At 56.3% G+C, this 17,935-nt stretch carries 19 protein-coding genes; 12 read left to right on the top strand and 7 right to left on the bottom strand.

Annotation, left to right across the window (positions count from 1 at the left end; genetic code table 11):
* Position 1 precedes the first annotated feature (1 nt).
* From mnmG to H4P12_RS05915, 4 genes are read left to right on the top strand one after another with little or no spacing between them, the layout of a single operon-like run.
* Entirely contained in the window at positions 2-1,861 is a 1,860-nt protein-coding gene (mnmG, locus tag H4P12_RS05930; protein ID WP_187792713.1) for a tRNA uridine-5-carboxymethylaminomethyl(34) synthesis enzyme MnmG, read from the top strand.
* Positions 1,858-2,454, top strand: a complete 597-nt coding sequence (rsmG, locus tag H4P12_RS05925; RefSeq protein WP_187792712.1) for a 16S rRNA (guanine(527)-N(7))-methyltransferase RsmG — start codon at positions 1,858-1,860, stop codon at positions 2,452-2,454. Before mnmG ends, rsmG begins: the two co-directional genes overlap by 4 nt.
* Positions 2,447-3,232 (top strand): ParA family protein, encoded by a 786-nt coding sequence (locus H4P12_RS05920; RefSeq protein WP_187792711.1) that lies wholly within the window; start codon positions 2,447-2,449, stop codon positions 3,230-3,232. Before rsmG ends, H4P12_RS05920 begins: the two co-directional genes overlap by 8 nt.
* Entirely contained in the window at positions 3,232-4,140 is a 909-nt protein-coding gene (locus H4P12_RS05915; protein WP_187792709.1) for a ParB/RepB/Spo0J family partition protein, read from the top strand. The genes H4P12_RS05920 and H4P12_RS05915 overlap by 1 nt, the downstream gene beginning before the upstream one ends.
* A gap of 48 nt (positions 4,141-4,188) precedes the next feature.
* Here the strand turns inward: H4P12_RS05915 and H4P12_RS05910 are convergent, their stop codons facing one another.
* Genes H4P12_RS05910 through rph form a run of 5 tightly spaced genes read right to left on the bottom strand, consistent with a single transcriptional unit; the run spans position 4,189 to position 7,412 of the window.
* Positions 4,189-4,542: a YbaN family protein gene (locus H4P12_RS05910; protein WP_187792707.1), complete on the bottom strand. Its 354-nt coding sequence runs from the start codon at positions 4,540-4,542 to the stop codon at positions 4,189-4,191.
* Entirely contained in the window at positions 4,543-5,730 is a 1,188-nt protein-coding gene (hemW, locus tag H4P12_RS05905; RefSeq protein ID WP_187792706.1) for a radical SAM family heme chaperone HemW, read from the bottom strand.
* On the bottom strand, positions 5,727-6,101 hold the full coding sequence (locus H4P12_RS05900) for a RidA family protein (RefSeq protein WP_223115724.1): 375 nt from the start codon (positions 6,099-6,101) through the stop codon (positions 5,727-5,729). Before H4P12_RS05900 ends, hemW begins: the two co-directional genes overlap by 4 nt.
* Entirely contained in the window at positions 6,094-6,702 is a 609-nt protein-coding gene (rdgB, locus tag H4P12_RS05895) for an RdgB/HAM1 family non-canonical purine NTP pyrophosphatase (RefSeq protein ID WP_187792704.1), read from the bottom strand. Before rdgB ends, H4P12_RS05900 begins: the two co-directional genes overlap by 8 nt.
* Positions 6,699-7,412, bottom strand: a complete 714-nt coding sequence (rph, locus tag H4P12_RS05890; RefSeq protein WP_187792702.1) for a ribonuclease PH — start codon at positions 7,410-7,412, stop codon at positions 6,699-6,701. The genes rdgB and rph overlap by 4 nt, the downstream gene beginning before the upstream one ends.
* 73 nt (positions 7,413-7,485) lie before the next feature.
* On the opposite strand from rph, the gene hrcA reads away from it, so the two are divergent.
* The 6 genes from hrcA to fghA all read left to right on the top strand — a co-directional run bounded on the left by hrcA (position 7,486) and on the right by fghA (position 12,444).
* A complete protein-coding gene (gene hrcA / locus H4P12_RS05885) occupies positions 7,486-8,541 on the top strand; it encodes a heat-inducible transcriptional repressor HrcA (protein WP_187792700.1) in 1,056 nt (351 codons plus the stop codon).
* 7 nt (positions 8,542-8,548) lie between these two features.
* On the top strand, positions 8,549-9,079 hold the full coding sequence (locus tag H4P12_RS05880; protein WP_187792698.1) for a nucleotide exchange factor GrpE: 531 nt from the start codon (positions 8,549-8,551) through the stop codon (positions 9,077-9,079).
* 177 nt (positions 9,080-9,256) lie between these two features.
* Entirely contained in the window at positions 9,257-10,384 is a 1,128-nt protein-coding gene (locus H4P12_RS05875) for an S-(hydroxymethyl)glutathione dehydrogenase/class III alcohol dehydrogenase (protein WP_187792697.1), read from the top strand.
* An 84-nt stretch (positions 10,385-10,468) separates the two neighbouring features.
* Positions 10,469-11,104: an ATP-dependent Clp protease proteolytic subunit gene (locus H4P12_RS05870; RefSeq protein WP_187792695.1), complete on the top strand. Its 636-nt coding sequence runs from the start codon at positions 10,469-10,471 to the stop codon at positions 11,102-11,104.
* Positions 11,101-11,607: a GNAT family N-acetyltransferase gene (locus tag H4P12_RS05865; protein ID WP_187792694.1), complete on the top strand. Its 507-nt coding sequence runs from the start codon at positions 11,101-11,103 to the stop codon at positions 11,605-11,607. Before H4P12_RS05870 ends, H4P12_RS05865 begins: the two co-directional genes overlap by 4 nt.
* Before the next feature lie 3 nt (positions 11,608-11,610).
* The gene (gene fghA, locus H4P12_RS05860) at positions 11,611-12,444 is read left to right on the top strand and encodes an S-formylglutathione hydrolase (RefSeq protein ID WP_187792692.1); all 834 of its coding nucleotides are present in this window, start codon (positions 11,611-11,613) and stop codon (positions 12,442-12,444) included.
* A gap of 48 nt (positions 12,445-12,492) precedes the next feature.
* Here the strand turns inward: fghA and glf are convergent, their stop codons facing one another.
* Both glf and H4P12_RS05850 read right to left on the bottom strand, forming a co-directional pair.
* Entirely contained in the window at positions 12,493-13,638 is a 1,146-nt protein-coding gene (gene glf, locus H4P12_RS05855; RefSeq protein WP_187792691.1) for a UDP-galactopyranose mutase, read from the bottom strand.
* 43 nt (positions 13,639-13,681) lie between these two features.
* Positions 13,682-14,659 (bottom strand): glycosyltransferase, encoded by a 978-nt coding sequence (locus H4P12_RS05850; RefSeq protein ID WP_187792689.1) that lies wholly within the window; start codon positions 14,657-14,659, stop codon positions 13,682-13,684.
* A 183-nt stretch (positions 14,660-14,842) separates the two neighbouring features.
* Here H4P12_RS05850 and H4P12_RS05845 point away from each other — a divergent pair, with 183 nt between their 5' ends.
* Both H4P12_RS05845 and H4P12_RS05840 read left to right on the top strand, forming a co-directional pair.
* The gene (locus tag H4P12_RS05845) at positions 14,843-16,024 is read left to right on the top strand and encodes a hypothetical protein (protein ID WP_187792687.1); all 1,182 of its coding nucleotides are present in this window, start codon (positions 14,843-14,845) and stop codon (positions 16,022-16,024) included.
* A 37-nt stretch (positions 16,025-16,061) separates the two neighbouring features.
* Positions 16,062-17,921, top strand: a complete 1,860-nt coding sequence (locus H4P12_RS05840; protein ID WP_187792686.1) for a glycosyltransferase family 2 protein — start codon at positions 16,062-16,064, stop codon at positions 17,919-17,921.
* Positions 17,922-17,935: the final 14 nt, after the last annotated feature.

The raw sequence follows: 17,935 nt of genomic DNA, 5'->3' as shown, positions 1-17,935 counted from the left end.
CGTGAAACATTTTGATGTCATCGTCATCGGCGGCGGCCATGCCGGCCTAGAAGCTGCGGCGGCTGCCGCCCGTATGGGTGCGGTCACGGCGCTTGTTACCATGCGTCAGGAAGATATCGGCACGCTTTCCTGTAATCCGGCGATCGGCGGCCTTGGAAAAGGGCATCTGGTGCGTGAAGTAGACGCGCTGGACGGGCTGATGGGGCAAATAGCCGATAAGGCAGGGATTCAGTTTCGGTTGCTGAACCGTCGCAAGGGCCCGGCTGTCCAAGGGCCGCGCGCACAAATGGATCGCAGCATCTACAGGTCGGAGGCGATAAAAGCCGCTAAATCGATAAACGGGCTGGAGCTGATTTTCGGTGAGGCGTTTGATTTCATCAGCAAAGGTGATGTTGTTTCAGGGATTACATTGGCCGATGGGACAATGCTATCGGCCACTTCGGTTGTTCTGACCACAGGTACGTTCCTGAACGGGACGATCCATATCGGTGATGTTAGCCGCCCTGCGGGTCGATGGGGTGATAAAGCATCGAATGGCTTGGCGGCTGCAATCAGAAGATTTAATCTGCCACTGGGTCGCCTGAAAACGGGAACCCCGCCGCGGTTGGATGGTCGCACGATAAATTGGAACGTACTGGAGCAACAACCTGGCGATGATACGCCCGTGATGTTCTCATATATGAGCAGCGCGCCGATTGCGAAGCAGATATCATGCGGGATCACCCATACAAATCTGCAAACTCATGAAATAATTGCAGAAAACCTGAACAGGTCCGCAATGTATGGCGGACATATTTCCGGTCGCGGTCCAAGATATTGTCCGTCGATAGAGGATAAGGTTGTTCGCTTTTCGGATAAAGAATCGCATCAGATATTTCTCGAACCGGAAGGGTTGGTTGACCCCACGATCTATCCAAACGGAATCTCCACATCGCTGCCCGAAGATGTTCAACTGGCGTATGTTCAAACCATAACCGGCTTGGAACAGGTCGAAATCCTTCAGCCCGGCTATGCAGTTGAATATGATTACGTCGATCCGCGTGCTTTGAATTCCTCGCTACGGCTTAAGGACATTAAGGGTCTTTATCTTGCCGGACAGATCAATGGTACCACAGGATATGAGGAAGCTGCCGCGCAAGGTCTTGTCGCCGGGCTGAACGCAGCTTCGGCAGCACTTGGCCGTGACGCCGTCGTTTTCAGCAGAACGGACAGCTATATTGGGGTAATGATCGATGACCTGGTCACACGTGGCGTCACGGAACCCTACCGGATGTTCACCTCTCGTGCTGAATTTCGGCTTACGCTACGGGCAGATAACGCAGATCAACGACTGACGCCCTTTGGGATTGAGCTTGGTTGCGTCGGCAAGGCGCGTGCCGCCGCGTATAATAGGCGGCAAGAGGACTATCTGGCCGCTCGCGAAATTGCGGAATCGACAGGTTTTTCGCCAACGGAACTACAACGAGCCGGGTTCAAGGTTCGTCAGGACGGGCAGATCAGGTCGGTTTTTGCATTGCTTGGCACGGCGGACGTTGATCCGGATCTTGTTTTATCGCTCGCCCCGGGCTTGGCTGAAGTTTCTGCGCAGACCTTGCAGCAGATCAAGAACGACGCGCTTTATCACCAGTATGTGGGCCGGCAGGAAAGGGATGCACAGGCGCTTCGTGCGGATGAAGCCGTCGTTTTACCCTCTTGGATAGATTATTTGGCCATTTCGGGACTATCGGGCGAGCTGAGAATGAAACTACAAGAGCTTCGCCCTCAGAACCTGGCGTCCGCTGCCAAGATCGAGGGGATGACCCCGGCGGCGCTGACGTTACTTGTGGCCGTGGCTCGCAGTGGCGAGCGCAAGAAAGCATGAACGTGAGTGTTTCACGTGAAACAATGGACCGGCTGGCGGCCTATGAAGCGCTGATTCAACGATGGAATCCGCGGATCAATCTTGTGGCCCCGGCAAGCCTGCTTCAGTTACGAGATCGCCATATCGAGGATTGTCTGCAAATTTCTCAGCTTGTTGCGCCTGAAGCTGGGTTGTGGGCGGATTTTGGCAGTGGTGGCGGGCTGCCGGGTTTGGTTCTGGCTATTGCCAACGCTGACAGCCGCACTCGCTTTTTATTGGTCGAAAGCGATCAACGGAAGGCCACTTTTTTACGCACCGTGATACGAGAGCTTGGTCTTCAGAACGCGACGGTGAAAACGGCGCGGATCGAAGAGATTGATCCGCTGAATGCTGCCTATATCAGTGCGCGGGCACTTGCTCCGCTGCCCAGGCTCATGCCATATCTAGAGCGTCATATGTCGGCAGATGGGCAGGCGTGGTTGATGAAGGGTCAGAGGTGGCAATCCGAACTGACCGAGGCGCAAGAAAATTGGCGATTTAACGCCAAAGTACACCCCAGTTCGACACAGGACGGAGCAGCAATTTTGGAAATCAGCGGGGTTAGCCATGTCTGAGAGCAATATAGTCGCCATTGCGAACCAGAAGGGTGGGGTTGGAAAAACTACAACCGCAATCAATTTGGGCGCGGCGCTTGCAATGGCTGGCCATCGCACGATTTTGATTGATTTGGACCCACAGGGGAATGCCTCGACCGGGTTGGGGATTGATTCCGATCAGCGCGAAAAAACGGTGTATGATCTTCTCGCGGGCCCTGAAACGCTGGATGAATGCGCACTTCAAACCTCGATCGACAATCTGCGTATCGTGCCGGCCACATCCGATCTGGCATCTGCGGATGTTGATTTGGCGCAGGCTGACAATCGTACAAAATTGCTTCGTAAGAAGCTGAAACAGGCTGAACCCGGCACCATTATTCTGATTGATTGCCCGCCCGCACTTGGGCTTCTGACGTTGAATGCAATGGTTGCCTCAGATGCGGTTCTGGTCCCGCTTCAGGCAGAGTTTTACGCCTTGGAAGGGCTTTCGCAGCTCCTGACGACAGTCAAGCATGTTCGGCAAAGCGGCAATTCGGAATTGCGGATCAACGGGATCCTGCTGACCATGTCCGACTACCGCAATAACCTGTCGCAACAGGTCGAGGCGGATGCCCGTGCAACTTTGGGAGATTTGGTCTTTCCAACTGTAATCCCACGCAACGTTCGTGTGTCCGAGGCCCCGTCGCATGCCAAGCCGGTCATCCTCTATGATCCGAGTTCAAAGGGTAGCGCTGCCTATTCGCAGTTCGCCAAAGAATTCGCACAACGCCTGAAACTCGTCTCGGAGGAAGTCTGATGTCGGATAGCAAGATCGCCAAACGTGGTCTGGGTCGGGGTTTATCCGCCCTTATGGCCGACATGGACATCGAAGCGTCGGCGGCGAATGCGCCGCAAACGCGAGATCGCACGATGATTCCGATTGAGCAGATTACAGCGAACCCGGATCAGCCGCGCCGACATTTCGAGCCTGACGCTCTGCAAGAACTGGCAGATTCCTTGCGTCAGCGCGGTGTTTTGCAGCCGCTTATTGTTCGTCCACATCCAAGGGATGAAGGGCTTTACCAGATCGTCGCTGGTGAACGGCGTTGGCGGGCGGCGCAAATGGCGCAACTGCACGAACTTCCTGTCATCATCCGGGAATTTTCAGATACCGAAGTTCTGGAAGTCGCTATCATTGAAAATATTCAGCGCGCCGATCTCAATGCCATCGAAGAAGCCGCCTCGTTTCGTCAATTAATGGACCGGTTCGGGCATACGCAGGAAAAGCTTGCGGAGGCGTTGAACAAAAGTCGCAGTCATATCGCAAACCTTTTGCGCCTTCTGAATCTTCCGGATTCGGTTCAAGATTTCGTCAAGGATGGAAAACTCTCGGCTGGTCACGCGCGGGCGCTTATTACGGCAGATAACCCGGCAGCCTTGGCACGTCAGGTTATCGAGAAAGGTCTTTCGGTTCGCGAGACCGAAAACCTGGTGCGCAAAAAATCTGAGCCGGCAGTAGCTCAATCCAACAATACACCGCGTGGGTCGAACATCTCGCGCGAAAAAGACGCAGACACTCGTGCGTTGGAGGCAGATCTTTCTGCCCATTTGAAAATGAAGGTTGTGATCAACCACGCTGGTATGGATGGCGGGACCATATCCATTACCTATCGTGATCTGGAGCAACTTGACGCGTTGTGTCAGACACTGGGGGGCGACAGATAACCCAGATATAGGGGTATGCTGAAAATATTTCCCTATATCTGCGCTAAATTAGCGACTTGGCCTGGTAACCACGTAACTGCCGACTGCGGTGCAGATCCCCAACTGAGCTGCGATCAACCATAAAGGCAGGCCAAGGAAAAACGCGATGATCACGCCGCTGCCCATCGCAGCAACCGCCCATATTTTTGCCCAACGACCAATGGCGCCGCGATCCTGCCATGCACGGATCGGCGGCCCATAGGTCGGATGAGACAGGATTTTTGCGCGTAACCTGGGAGAGCTGCGTGCGAATGCCCAAACCGCCACAAGCAAAAATGGCACGGTCGGCATAATTGGCAGTGCAATCCCGATAACACCCAAAGTCAGTGCGATCGCACCAATGGTAAACCACAAGATTCGCATTTAATCCGCCAACTCCCGCAGGATCGCATTTAGCACCGGGCGACCGTTTTTTGTGGTTCGCAACCGGCCCTGATCCCGTTCGACCATTCCCAGATCGAATAACCGCTCAATCGCGTTTTCGTTCAATGGTTTTTGCGCCAGGCTTGTATAGCGCGCTTCATCCATACCCTCGGACAGGCGCATGGACATCAGCAGATATTCTGTTGCCTGCTCATTTAACGGCAGCGCCTCTCGCAATGACTCGGCAGTACCGCGCTGTCTGACAGCGTTCAGCCAATCCGTGGGGGCCATATGGGCCTCGGTCGCATATCGTCCGCTGGGCAGGGTGATGCGTCCATGCGCACCCGGTCCCACGGCCGCCCAATCGCCCTGACGCCAGTAAACAAGATTGTGGCGGCTTTCCGCATCCGGTCTGGCGTGGTTGGATGTTTCATAACCTGCCATACCGGCCGCTCCGCAGATGTCCTGCGTTTCCAGATACATGTCAGCGGCCATATCATCATCCGGCAGATCGCGCAGCTTTCCAGCGGCCGCACGCGCCCCAAAGGCGGTGCCCGGCTCGATCGTCAGTTGGTAAAGCGACAGGTGGTCGACGGCCATTGACAGCGCTTCACGCAACTCTTTCCGCCAAGCGTCGCGGGTTTGCTGCTGGCGCGCATAAATGAGGTCAAAGCTGACACGGTTAAAGACGGATCGTGCAACATCAAACGCGGCCCTCGCGTCGGCAACGGAATGCATACGCCCCAAACGGCGCAAATCGTCATCATTCAGTGCCTGTATCCCCATCGACAGCCGATTGACGCCAGCTTCGGCAAAGCCGGTAAAGCGGGTTTTTTCCACGCTGGTCGGATTAGCCTCAAGCGAGATTTCGATGTCATTGGTAAAACCCCACGCCCGTCGCGCGGCCCGCAGGACGGTATCGACGGTGTCGGGCGTCATCAGCGATGGCGTGCCGCCTCCAAAGAAGATGCTGCCCAGATTGCGACCGGGAAGCTCTTCGGCCATTCTTGTGATCTCACTCGCCAGGGCATCGGCCCATTGACGTTGATCGATAGATGCAACGACATGGCTGTTGAAATCGCAATAAGGGCATTTGGCGGCGCAGAAGGGCCAGTGGACGTAAAGTCCGAAACCGCCCGCCCGCCAGTCCTCTGCGGGCGGGATCAGATTATCGGAAACTGCGCTCATCCGCGGAACGCAGTGACTTCGATTTCGATCTTCATTTCCGGTTTTATCAGACCAGCGACAATCATTGTCGCGGCGGGGCGGATCTCGCCAAATGCCTCGCCAAGGGCCGGGATGATCTGATCGACCAATCCGGCATCGATAACCGTATATTGGACCCGCACGATGTCCTCGGGGGCAAATCCGGCCTCGTCCAGCACCCGAAAGATCGTGCGAAAGCAGTTTCTCGCCTGTTCCGCTGGATCATCGGGGATGGTCATTGTGGAATAGTCGTAACCCGTGACCCCCGAAACAAAGCACCAGTCACCTTTCACGATGGCCCGGCTGTAGCCCATGGTGGTTTCGAATGGCGATCCAGTAGAGATCTTACGCAAAGCTGCCCTCCAACATTTTGGCGACCGCGCGGGCGCGGTGGCTAAGGCGGTTTTTTTGCTCGGCCGACATTTCGCCCAAGGTGATATCCGCGCCCTCTGGCATGAAAATCGGGTCATAGCCGTGACCCTCGGTCCCGCGCGGCGGCCAGACGACCTGACCGGGCAAGACGCCCTCGAACACCTCATCGTGCCCGTCTGGCCACATCAGGACCAGCGTGCAGCGGAACTGTGCGGTCCGGGGGGCGGGGGCGTTGACGGCCTCCAATTCGTCCCAGGTGCGCTGCATGGCCATCGGGAAGTCCCGGCCATTGCCGGTTTCGGCCCAATCCGCTGTGTAAACACCCGGTGCGCCGTTCAGTGCATCGACGCTGATCCCGCTATCATCCGAAAGGGCCGGCAAGCCGGTTGCGGTCACCGCAGCCCGCGCCTTGATCCGCGCGTTGCCGATAAAGTTGTCTTCGGTTTCGACAGGCTCACCCAGACCCATTTCTGCGGCACCGACGACCTCGATTCCGCGCGGTTCCAGCAGGGCACGCATCTCGGCCAGTTTACCGGCGTTATGGGTCGCGATAAGCAGCTTGTTCTGGGTAAACTTCCTCATCCAATCGCGGCCTTCTGCGCGGCAACCAGATCGGTCATGCCGATTTCTGCCAGATCCAGCAGCTTGGTCATTTCGTCACGAGAGAATGTCGCACCTTCGGCTGACATCTGCACTTCGATCAGACGACCGCCGCCGGTCATCACGAAATTGCCGTCAGTGCCGGCCTCGCTGTCTTCGGCGTAATCAAGATCGAGAACAGGCTGGCCTGCATAAATTCCGCAGCTGACAGCGGCGACATGGTCAATGATCGGGTCCGAGGTCAATGCACCAGAGGCCAGCAATTTGTTGACCGCCAGACGCAGCGCAACCCAACCCCCGGTGATAGACGCACAGCGCGTGCCGCCATCCGCCTGAATCACGTCGCAGTCAATCGTGATCTGGCGTTCTCCAAGGGCAACGCGGTCAATACCAGCGCGCAGGCTTCTGCCAATAAGACGCTGAATTTCCTGCGTTCTTCCAGACTGTTTTCCCTGTGCTGCTTCACGGCGGTTTCGCGTATTCGTGGCTCGGGGTAACATGCCATATTCTGCTGTGACCCAGCCAAGTCCGGTGCCCTTCAGAAACCGGGGCGGCGTTTCCTCCAGCGAAGCGGTGCACAGCACATGCGTGTTGCCGCAACGGATCAGGCACGATCCTTCGGCATGCTTCATGATCCCGGTTTCAATTGAAATCGGGCGCATTTGGCTTAAATTCCGACCAGAAGGGCGCATTGGGTTATCCTTTCACTGAAGATTGGCAGCCCAATACCGTTCCGCAACCCTGTGACGCAAGCCCGATGGGGAAATGAACCAAGAATCCGTACTGAATGCATTGAACGAACGGTCCCGCGAAGTTTTTCGCCGGGTCGTTGAAAGCTATCTGGAAACGGGTGAGCCTGTCGGCTCGCGCACCCTGACCCGTGCGCTGTCTGAAAAGGTCAGCGCGGCGACGATCCGCAACGTCATGCAGGATCTGGAGTTTATGGGGCTGCTGGACAGCCCGCATATTTCGGCCGGGCGCCTGCCGTCGCAATTGGGCCTGCGGCTGTTCGTTGACGGCATGATGGAGGTTGATGCTGTCGCGCCGACCGACCGTGCCGCAATTGACCAAACCTTGGGCAATGACGACCCCGACACGGGCGTTCTGCTGGACCGGGTCAGCACGGCGCTCAGTTCGATCACGCGTGGGGCGTCGCTGGTTCTGATGCCCAAGCATGAAGCCCCGATCCGCCATATTGAATTTGTCAGCCTTGGCCCTGACCGCGCATTGGTCGTTCTGGTCTTTGCCGATGGTCATGTCGAAAATCGCGTTTTCACACCACCGCCCGGTCAAACACCGTCCTCGATGCGGGAAGCCGGGAATTTCCTGAACACCATGGCAGAGGGCAGGACATTGGCCGAATTGCGCGGCTATATCGCGCATGAAATTGTCGCCCGACGGCAGGAGCTGGACGTGCTGGCTGCTGAACTGGTGCAATCGGGTTTGGCCCTGTGGGATACCGAAGCAACCGATCCGCGCCTGATTGTGCGTGGTCGCGCCAACCTTCTGGATAGCGAAGCCGCCGATCTGGACCGGATTCGCGTGCTGTTCGATGATCTGGAACGCAAGCGCGACATCGTGGAATTTCTGGAACTGACCGAGCAGGGCGAAGGCGTTCGAATTTTTATCGGTTCCGAGAACAAGCTTTTTTCGCTTTCGGGTTCCGCTTTGGTGGTTTCCCCCTATATGAATGCTGACCGAAAGATTGTAGGCGCTGTAGGCGTCATTGGTCCGACACGCCTGAATTATGGGCGCATCGTGCCGATCGTGGACTATACGGCGCAGCTGGTTGGACGGGTGCTGTCCGGCCGGAAAGGATGAGTTTGAGATGACCGATCAGAATAAACAACCGCCCGAAGAATTTCTGGAAGATCCGCTTGCCGATCCCGCCGATCAGCTTGAACAGCTGACGATCCAGCGCGATGAGTTTCGTGACAAATTCATGCGTGCGCTGGCCGATGCTGAAAACGCCCGCAAGCGTGCCGACAAGGAACGCCGCGATGCTGAACAATACGGCGGCACGCGTCTGGCCCGTGATCTGCTGCCGGTTTACGACGCGCTGCATCGCGCCTTGGATTCGGCGACGGATGAACAGCGAGCTGCAGCCTCGGCGTTGCTGGAAGGGGTTGAGCTGACTCTGCGCGAATTGTCGAATGTCTTTGCCAAGCACGGCATTACCGTGATTACACCCCAGGCTGGCGATAAATTTGATCCGGCCATTCATGAGGCGATGTTTGAAGCCGCCGTTCCCGGCACGATCGCAGGTGAGATCATTCAGGTCATGGATAACGGCTTCCGCCTGCATGACCGCTTGTTGCGACCCGCCAAGGTCGGCGTTTCCTCGACCCCGGCAAGCTGATGAAGACACGCCCTGATAATGCTCGGGGCGTTTTCACGTGAAACAACTGCGCGGACAAGGTCGCTTTCTTGCCCGGATCGTTCGGCCTTTGGCTTGACGATCCGTCGTAACTGTCCAGAAATGCTGTCCAACCTGGCCGGATCGCGCGGCCAGAGCCGAACTAGACAGGAGAGAGTGATGAGAACCCGCGCCGCCGTTGCACTTGAAGCCGGAAAGCCGCTGGAAGTGATGGAGGTGAACCTTGAAGGCCCGAAAGCGGGCGAGGTTCTGATCGAAATCAAGGCCACAGGCATCTGTCATACCGACGATTTTACCCGCTCGGGGGCTGATCCCGAAGGTATTTTCCCGTCGATCCTTGGTCACGAAGGTGCAGGCATCGTGCTGGAAGTCGGTCCGGGCGTGACATCGCTGAAGCCGGGCGATCATGTCATTCCGCTTTACACCCCCGAATGCCGCGAATGCGCGTCCTGCCTGTCGGGAAAGACCAATCTGTGCACGCGCATCCGGGCGACGCAGGGGCAGGGGTTGATGCCCGATGGCACCACCCGCTTCAGTATGCTGGATGGCACCCCGATTTATCATTATATGGGGTGTTCGACATTCGCGAACCACACGGTTCTACCGGAAATTGCCGTGGCAAAAGTCCGTGACGATGCGCCCTTTGACAAGATTTGCTATATCGGCTGTGGCGTTACCACGGGGATCGGTGCGGTCATCAATACGGCCAAGGTCGAAATCGGCGCCAAGGCCGTTGTCTTTGGCCTGGGTGGCATTGGTCTGAACGTGCTGCAGGGCCTGCGGTTGGCGGGCGCCGACATGATCATCGGTGTTGATCTGAACGATGCCAGAATCCCGATGGCCAAGCATTTCGGCATGACCCATTTCGTCAATCCGAACAACGTCGAGAATGTGGTTCAGGAAATCGTCGAACTGACGAAAACCCCCTTTGATCAGATCGGTGGCGCGGATTACAGCTTTGACGCGACCGGCAACGTCAAGGTCATGCGTGACGCACTGGAATGCACCCATCGTGGCTGGGGCCAGTCGGTTATCATTGGTGTTGCGCCTGCTGGTGCCGAAATCAGCACGCGCCCGTTCCAACTGGTAACGGGCCGCGTTTGGAAGGGCACCGCATTTGGTGGCGCGCGCGGGCGGACGGATGTGCCGAAAATCGTCGATTGGTATATGGACGGCAAGATCGAGATTGATCCGATGATCACCCACACCATGCCGCTGGAAGATATCAACAAAGGCTTTGATCTGATGCATTCGGGTGAATCCATTCGATCGGTCGTCCTTTACTGATCCTTCATGGCTGCTTAGGTAAATGAAACGGTCGGGACGCGTGCATCGCGTTCTTGCCGAAATGACAGGTAAAGGAGCAGGCGGATGCGTCACCAGTGGCTGCACAACGATGATGAGGACGAGGACGAGGACGACCGTCCCCAACAAGATGACGACAAAGGTCTGGGCCTGCCTGAAGGCGACAAGATCGGCAAACTTTATTTCAAATCGCGCACGGTGATTGTCGCCGGCGGCATTACTGACAAATTGGCGCAGCGCACCGTCGCGCATCTGCTGGCTTTGGCCGAAGAAAGCGACGATCCAATCAATATGCTGATCAGCTCGCCCGGTGGTCACGTCGAATCCGGTGACATGATCCATGATGTGATCAAATTCATTCGTCCGACCGTGCGCACCATCGGTTCTGGCTGGGTGGCCTCGGCCGGTGCGCTGATTTTTGTCGGCGCGAAACGGGAAAACCGCTTCTGCCTGCCGAATACGCGTTTCCTGATCCACCAGCCCTCTGGCGGGATCGGCGGCACCACCTCGGACATGATGATTCAGGCCGAACAGATCCGTCAGATGCGTGACCGTCTGAACCAGATCTTCGCCGATGCGACCGGCCAGCCGGTCGAGAAGATCGAAAAGGACACGCAGCGCGATCTGTGGCTGAACACCAAAGAGGCGCTGGACTATGGCCTGCTGAACAAGGTCATTCAAAGCGTGGACGATCTGAAATGAAGCCACGCGGGGAGGTGACGATCCGCCCCGCGACCGAGGCCGATCATGACGCGATCTGGTCCATTCTAAAGCCGGTTTATCGCGCGGGTGAAACCTATTGCATCCCGCGCGACATTACCCGGCCCGAGGCGTTGAAGGATTGGTTCAACAGGCCCTTCACGGCCTTCGTGGCAGAACATCGCGGTCGCATTCTTGGCACAAGCCATGTTGGCGCGAACCGCCCCGCCGGCGGATCGCATGTGGCCAACGCCTCTTTCGCAACGCACCCCGAGGCGCGCGGCAAGGGTGTGGCACGCGCCTTGGCGGATCACGCGAAATCATGGGCCGCGGCACATGGTTTCCGGGCGATGCAATTCAATTTCGTGGTTTCGACGAACGATGACGCCGTGCATCTGTGGCAAAAAGCGGGCTTTGAGATTGTTGGCCGCTTGCCGGGCGCATTCCGGCATCCTGACAAGGGTCTGGTTGACGCGCTGGTCATGTATGCCAAGCTGAAGGAATAGATGATGACCCTTGAAACCCTTTCGGAGAGCCGCAGTTTCGGCGGCACGCAGGGCGTCTATCGCCATAAATCACAGGCGACCGGCACGGACATGACCTTTGCGGTTTTCATGCCAGAGGTCAGCGCTCATGCACGCGTGCCTGTGCTGTGGTTCCTGTCGGGGCTGACCTGCACCCATGAAAATGCCATGACCAAGGCCGGTGCCCAGCAATGGTGCGCGGAAGCGGGCATTGCGATGGTATTCCCCGATACATCGCCACGGGGCGATGAAGTCGCCGATGATACGGCCTATGATCTGGGCAAGGGCGCTGGTTTCTACGTCGACGCGACGCAAGATCCCTGGAAGCCTCATTTCCAGATGTGGCAGTATATTGTCCACGAACTGCCCGAATTGGTCAGCGATAATCTTGCCATTGACCGCGACCGCATGGGAATTACCGGCCATTCGATGGGCGGTCATGGTGCGCTGACCATCGCGATGACGCATCCTGACCGCTATAAATCAGTTTCGGCTTTTGCGCCCATCGCAAACCCAAGCGAATCCGAATGGGGACAAAAGCAACTGTCGGCCTATCTGGGCGATGAACGCGCCACGTGGCGGGCGCATGACGCAACGATTCTGATGGCAGAGCGTGGTTATCCGGGTGATGTCCTGATCGATCAGGGGACAGCAGATCAGTTTCTGGACAAGTTGAAACCCGAAGCCTTGGCCCATGCGATGATGTCACGTCGTCAGCCGGGGCAATTCCGGATGCAGCCAGACTACGATCATAGTTATTTCTTTGTTCAGACCTTCATGCCGGATCATGTTTTCTGGCATGCTGAACGTCTGATCTGACAAAAAAGGCGCATCAGATGATGCGCCTTTTTCATTTCTGTCATCATCTCAACGGGGTGATTTCACAAATGCGGGCATCATCCCGCCCTGTTCAACGGTGCCAAGGAACATATCTGCGGTATCCAGCGCCTCTCGGATCGTCACATCCATATCCAGATAGCGATAGGTTCCCAGACGGCCGACAAAGGTCACGGCAGGCGTTTCTTCGGCTAATGAGATGTATTCCTCAAGCAACGCTTTTTCTTCGACCAGACGGATCGGATAGTAAGGGATATCCTCTGGCTCGGCCGAACGGCTGAATTCGCGATAGCACACGCTGCCCTCATGGTTTTCCCATGGCGCAAAGTGCTTATGTTCGGTGATGCGTGTGAACGGCACGTCACGGTCGCCATAATTCATCACCGCACAGCCCTGATAATCGCCATCATAGGTGAAGCGTTCGAAATCCAGCGTGCGATAGCCCAGACGGCCAAGACGATAGTCGAAATATCCATCCAGCGCGCCCGACCAGAAGATGTGATCGGCATTTGCGGCCATATCGGGGGTAAAGAGCGTCGACAGTTCGACCGTGATATTCGGATGATCCAGAATAGCCTCGATCATCGGAGTATACCCCTCGCGCGGCATCCCCTGAAACTTATGGAAGAAATAGTTGTCGTCATAGTTGAAACGAACCGGCAGGCGCTTCAGGATCGAGGCGGGCAGCTCGGTTGGCGAACAACCCCATTGCTTTTCGGTGTAACCCTTGAAGAAGGCTTCATACAGATCGCGACCGACGAAGCGCAGGGCCTGTTCCTCGAATGTCTGTGGATCGGTGATAGATGTATCGGCCTGATCGGCGATAAAGTCCTTCGCCTCGGCTGGGTTCATCGTCTTGTCAAAAAATTGGTTGATCGTCAGCAGGTTGACCGGCAGCGAATAGACAGCGCCCTGCGTCGTTGATTTCACGCGGTTCTGATAGGGCATGAACTGGGTGAAGTCGTTGACGTAGCGCCAGACCTCTTCATCGTCAGTGTGGAAGATATGTGGACCATAAACATGGACCATCACGCCGCTCTCCGCATCGCGTTCGGTATAGCAGTTGCCACCGATATGATCGCGGGCGTCAATGATGCGGCAAGTATGTCCTGCCTCGGCCAGTTTTCGTCCGATGACGGCCCCGGAAAGGCCCGCCCCGACTAGAAGAATATGCATGACAGTCGCCCATCCCAGCTGCGTTTCATGTTCGGCAATACCCTTACAGCGGTCGTATCTGATCCGCCAGCGCCAGTATTTCCTGATGTGTGCGGTCTAATCGACCCGCCAATCCGTCGCGCAGTGCCAGATTCAGGATCTGGCGAAACCGCCTGCTGTCCTTGCCATAATCGCCCGCTTTGCGGTGCCATTTTGCGATAAGCAAGGGCACCAGCGGCCAGAACAGAACACCGGCGGCCACACGATAGGCAATCAGCGCGTTGCGATACATGTAATAGACCTTCCAGATCGGCGTCAGAATCAATCCGGTCGCGCCCTGTTTGGCTTCGGTATCATGTTCAAAGCGGATCCGGGGCGCAAAGCCGATACGCAAGCCTTTGCGGCGCATGTTCAGCGTATAAAGCTGGTCATCCCCATAGATGAACAGCCGAGGATCAGGCAATCCTGCCCGTGCGATCGCGTTCCGCGACAAAAACAGCCCGACGAAAGAGGACATATCGACATCGACGACCGGTGCGTCGGGCGAATAAGCCGCGTCCTGCAGGTGAAATCCATGACGCCCCTTGCCGCCCAAGGTTCGCAGAAACTCTGCCCCATGCCAAAACGGGTTGCGATAGGGGCGGTTCATCTCGCAAACATCGCCATTCGGGTGAAAAACGGCTGCGCCAATGGCATCCCAACCCGTCAGGTTCATTGCGCGGAAGTTGCCGATCGCATCGGGTGTCGGACGACCATCATCATCCATCACAACTGTCCAGTCGGGATCAAGCCGGGTCGACACGTCTCGTAGCGCCTCCGAGAAACCGCCGGCGCCGCCCAGATTGTCGGGGCTGTGACGGACAATCAGCCGGGGATCATCCAGACCCGCCAGCCATGCGGCGGTGCCGTCTTGCGATGCGTTATCAAATATTAAGATGTGGTCCAAAGGCTGGGTCAGCAGTCTTGTGACCGTATCGCGCAACTTATCCAGTCGTGAATGGGTGACCACAACCGCCGCGATAGTCGCGTCTTGGCCTGCCATAACAGTGGAAACATTCACTTCGGGGACATTTTGTCGCTGCATCGTCACCTCCTATCAATGCGGCCTGAACCCGGCAAGCCGACCTGTCGCAGTTTTGCGCGAAGCATCGGTATTGCCGCTTTTGCCGATGCGGTTGACCTGCTAAGGACGCACCCAACTGATTACCGAAAAAGGACTCCGGCAATGAGGGTCACTTGTCATATCGGTCACCACAAGACCGGGACGACGTCACTTCAGGCATATCTCTCGCAGAATTCGAACGCGCTTCTGCGTGCGGATATTCTGTATCCTTGGGTTGAATCGCAGGGCGCATCCATCGCTTTGGCCAAGGCGAATGCGGGCCGTTCCAGCGAGCGTCGCTTCAAACTGTCGAAGATCACGTCCAAACTTCAGGGCGGGGACAGTTCGGACATTCTGCCGATCAACTTCCGCGAGGCGCATAATGCGCTGGCATTCCGGATGCTGGCGGATTTTGAGAAGCCCTGGCGCGTGCCCCCCTATCATGCGCAATTGCCGCATTCGAACCAGATGCTGATCGCGATCAAGAACCAGATCGAAAACCTGGATCTGGATGAAGTGGTGCTTTGTTCCGAGGTGATGTCGCATTTTGGCAAGGCAAACGCCGATCTGATCCAGCGTCTTTACCAGCCATTTGCCGAAGCTGATGAATTCACCGTGTGGTGCACTTTGCGTCGTCCCGACGAGCAGGCGGTGTCTTGGCACGGACAGCAGATCAAATTCGGCCAATCGCCCAAACCATTGTCCGATCCGGATGGCATTGATTTCAAAAGTATTCATTTCGATTACGCGACCGTCGTCGAACCATGGATACAGCGCATTCCCAATGCGCGGCTGATGTTGCGCCCCTATGATGTCGTAATGAAAGAGGGTGGATCGGTTGACGACCTGATCAGGAATTCGGGCATCAAGTTTCCCCAGGGTCTGATCCCGGCCCCCAAAATGAATGTAAGCCAGCCTCCGGCCGTGGCGGGGTTGATCCGTATGGCGAATGGCCTATTGCCGAAAGATCTGGCGAACCGGTTCAGCAGTCAGATTTTGAAACTGACCAGGAATATCGCACAGCCGACATCAAAAGATGTCGAATATTTCGGCGCAGAGAACCGCGCGAAAATGATGGAGCGTTTTCAGCCGATCCATAAAAGGCTAAGTGATCTTGTCGGTCGCGGGGCATTCTTTGCCGATATTGACCGGATGTTGATCTTGAAGCCCATTCCGGAATTTCACGCAATCCGTCAATTACTTGATAACCTGTCGGGTAGGGAAGAACGGTTGGAACAGACTGAATTGCAGGATTTTCTGAAACAGCAGGTTCGCAGCTTTGGCGCGCGTCAAAGCGTTGAATGACATGTCGACCAAGGACCAACAGCACGAGGCTAATCTGATGAATCAGATCGTAAAACTGGATCAAGTCTCGCAAATGACAGAATTTGTGACGCTTCAGGGACTTTTATGGCCCGAACGCGGCATCTCGACCGAGCGAGAGGTCTATTTCCGCCTGCGCGGTGCCGCTGGCTTGTCTGAAAAGCAAGGCATGATCGTCACCAACATTGGTGGAAAGATCAAATTCGATACGGCCTTCAATCTGTTCAATCTTGGAAAATGGCAGAAATTCTGTGGCCTGAATGATCTTCACCTGATGCTGAAGGGTAAAGGCAGGTTCGAGCTGATCGTTTTTCAGGCGATGGCCGATAAATCCTGGGAACGCATCTACAATGAGATCATCAGCTTTGATGACAGCGGTGAGTTTTCCGTTGATCTAAGCAAGGCGTTCGATGCGCAACAGGGTGGAATCCTGTTCTTTGAACTTAAAAGCCTTGATGAGGGCGAGTTTCACGACGCGTTCTGGCGGACCAGACAGAAACCATTGCGCCAGCCGCGGATTGCGCTGTCGATAACCACCTTCAAGCGCGAACGGGCGGTGCGCGAAAGCGCCCGTCGATTTGCCGAATTTGTCAAGACTTCGAAACTGGCGCCGTTTTTGCAGCTGATCGTTGTGGATAACGGTCAAAGCGCCGAAATCACCCCGTCGGAATATGTCACCATCGTCGAAAACGAAAACCTTGGCGGATCTGGCGGCTTTGCCCGCGGTTTGATCGAGGCCGAAAAACGCGGGGTGTCGCATTGTCTGTTCATGGACGACGATGCCTCGATCCACATGCCCGCGCTCGAGCGGGTCTGGACCTTTCTTGCCTATGCCCAAGATGAAAATGCGGCCGTCGCCGGTGGCCTGACCATGGCAAATCATCGCTGGGCGATGTGGGAAAACGGCGCGCATTTCCGCCTTAGCTGCAAGCCGCGCGACATGGGAACGGATCTGCGTGAGGCGCATCAGGCGTTTCGGATGGAACATGATTCCGTTTCCGATCCGGCGACGAACTTCTACGGTGGCTGGTGGTTCTTTGCCTTCCCGATTGCCTTTGCCAAGCATCGTCCCTTCCCGTTCTTTGTGCGCGGTGACGATATCAGCTTCTCGATCGCCAACGATTTCAAGATCGTCACCCTGCCGGGCGTTGTTTGCTTCCAGGATGCTGATTTCTCGGACAAGGAATCGTTGCAGACGCTGTATCTGGACCTGCGCAGCCACGTAATTCACCATCTGGCACTCCCGAACATGGAGATCAGCCGACCGCTCTTGCTGTCCTTGCCGCTGCGTTTCTTTGGTCGCAGCTTCCTGCAATTGCATTATGAAACACTGGAGGCGCTGAACATCTCATTCGAAGATGTCCTGCGCGGCCCTGATTTCTTTGCCGAAAATGCCGATATGTCGGTTCGCCGCGCCGATCTGAACAAGATCCGCAAGGATGAGGCCTGGAAGCCGTTAGATGGTCCGGTGCCGGCACAGAAAATCCGTTTCGATCCCCATAAAGCCTGGGTGCGATTGCTGATGAAGGCGACGTTGAACGGTCATTTGCTGCCGTTCTTCAGCCATTACGGCAATCATCGCGTGCTGCGCGCGGGTGAGCGGGGGCGTATCCGTGAGACATGGGCAGCCGCGCAGATCACCTATCTGGACGGCAATGGCAAATACTTCACGGTCCGTCATTCCAAGACGAAGGCGTTCAAGCAGGCCTGGCGAATGTTCAGGAATACGCTTCGCTTCAATTCACAGATGGATGACCTCAAGGCCGAATGGCGCGAGGGTTACAACCGTCTCGCGACAGATCAGTTCTGGCAAAAGCGTCTTGGGCTGCAGGCTGGGCCCGTTGCCCAAGACGATAAGTCACAGCCTGTGAACAGCTGATCAGCGGGGCGGCT

It is taken from the genome of Paracoccus amoyensis (assembly GCF_014490725.1).
Taxonomy (GTDB): Bacteria; Pseudomonadota; Alphaproteobacteria; order Rhodobacterales; family Rhodobacteraceae; genus Paracoccus; species Paracoccus amoyensis.
The sequence above is the reverse complement of the archived record's forward strand: the minus strand, read 5'-3'. Positions and strand labels throughout refer to the sequence as shown.

Excerpts from the sequence above, each read along its gene's own strand:
- rsmG (WP_187792712.1), top strand. The coding sequence starts at position 1,858 with ATGAACGTGAGTGTTTCACGTGAAACAATGGACCGGCTGGCGGCCTAT.
- H4P12_RS05920 (WP_187792711.1), top strand. The coding sequence starts at position 2,447 with ATGTCTGAGAGCAATATAGTCGCCATTGCGAACCAGAAGGGTGGGGTT.
- H4P12_RS05915 (WP_187792709.1), top strand. The coding sequence starts at position 3,232 with ATGTCGGATAGCAAGATCGCCAAACGTGGTCTGGGTCGGGGTTTATCC.
- H4P12_RS05910 (WP_187792707.1), bottom strand. The coding sequence starts at position 4,542 with ATGCGAATCTTGTGGTTTACCATTGGTGCGATCGCACTGACTTTGGGT.
- hemW (WP_187792706.1), bottom strand. The coding sequence starts at position 5,730 with ATGAGCGCAGTTTCCGATAATCTGATCCCGCCCGCAGAGGACTGGCGG.
- rdgB (WP_187792704.1), bottom strand. The coding sequence starts at position 6,702 with ATGAGGAAGTTTACCCAGAACAAGCTGCTTATCGCGACCCATAACGCC.
- rph (WP_187792702.1), bottom strand. The coding sequence starts at position 7,412 with ATGCGCCCTTCTGGTCGGAATTTAAGCCAAATGCGCCCGATTTCAATT.
- hrcA (WP_187792700.1), top strand. The coding sequence starts at position 7,486 with ATGAACCAAGAATCCGTACTGAATGCATTGAACGAACGGTCCCGCGAA.
- H4P12_RS05880 (WP_187792698.1), top strand. The coding sequence starts at position 8,549 with ATGACCGATCAGAATAAACAACCGCCCGAAGAATTTCTGGAAGATCCG.
- H4P12_RS05875 (WP_187792697.1), top strand. The coding sequence starts at position 9,257 with ATGAGAACCCGCGCCGCCGTTGCACTTGAAGCCGGAAAGCCGCTGGAA.
- H4P12_RS05870 (WP_187792695.1), top strand. The coding sequence starts at position 10,469 with ATGCGTCACCAGTGGCTGCACAACGATGATGAGGACGAGGACGAGGAC.
- H4P12_RS05865 (WP_187792694.1), top strand. The coding sequence starts at position 11,101 with ATGAAGCCACGCGGGGAGGTGACGATCCGCCCCGCGACCGAGGCCGAT.
- fghA (WP_187792692.1), top strand. The coding sequence starts at position 11,611 with ATGACCCTTGAAACCCTTTCGGAGAGCCGCAGTTTCGGCGGCACGCAG.
- glf (WP_187792691.1), bottom strand. The coding sequence starts at position 13,638 with ATGCATATTCTTCTAGTCGGGGCGGGCCTTTCCGGGGCCGTCATCGGA.
- H4P12_RS05850 (WP_187792689.1), bottom strand. The coding sequence starts at position 14,659 with ATGGCAGGCCAAGACGCGACTATCGCGGCGGTTGTGGTCACCCATTCA.
- H4P12_RS05845 (WP_187792687.1), top strand. The coding sequence starts at position 14,843 with ATGAGGGTCACTTGTCATATCGGTCACCACAAGACCGGGACGACGTCA.
- H4P12_RS05840 (WP_187792686.1), top strand. The coding sequence starts at position 16,062 with ATGAATCAGATCGTAAAACTGGATCAAGTCTCGCAAATGACAGAATTT.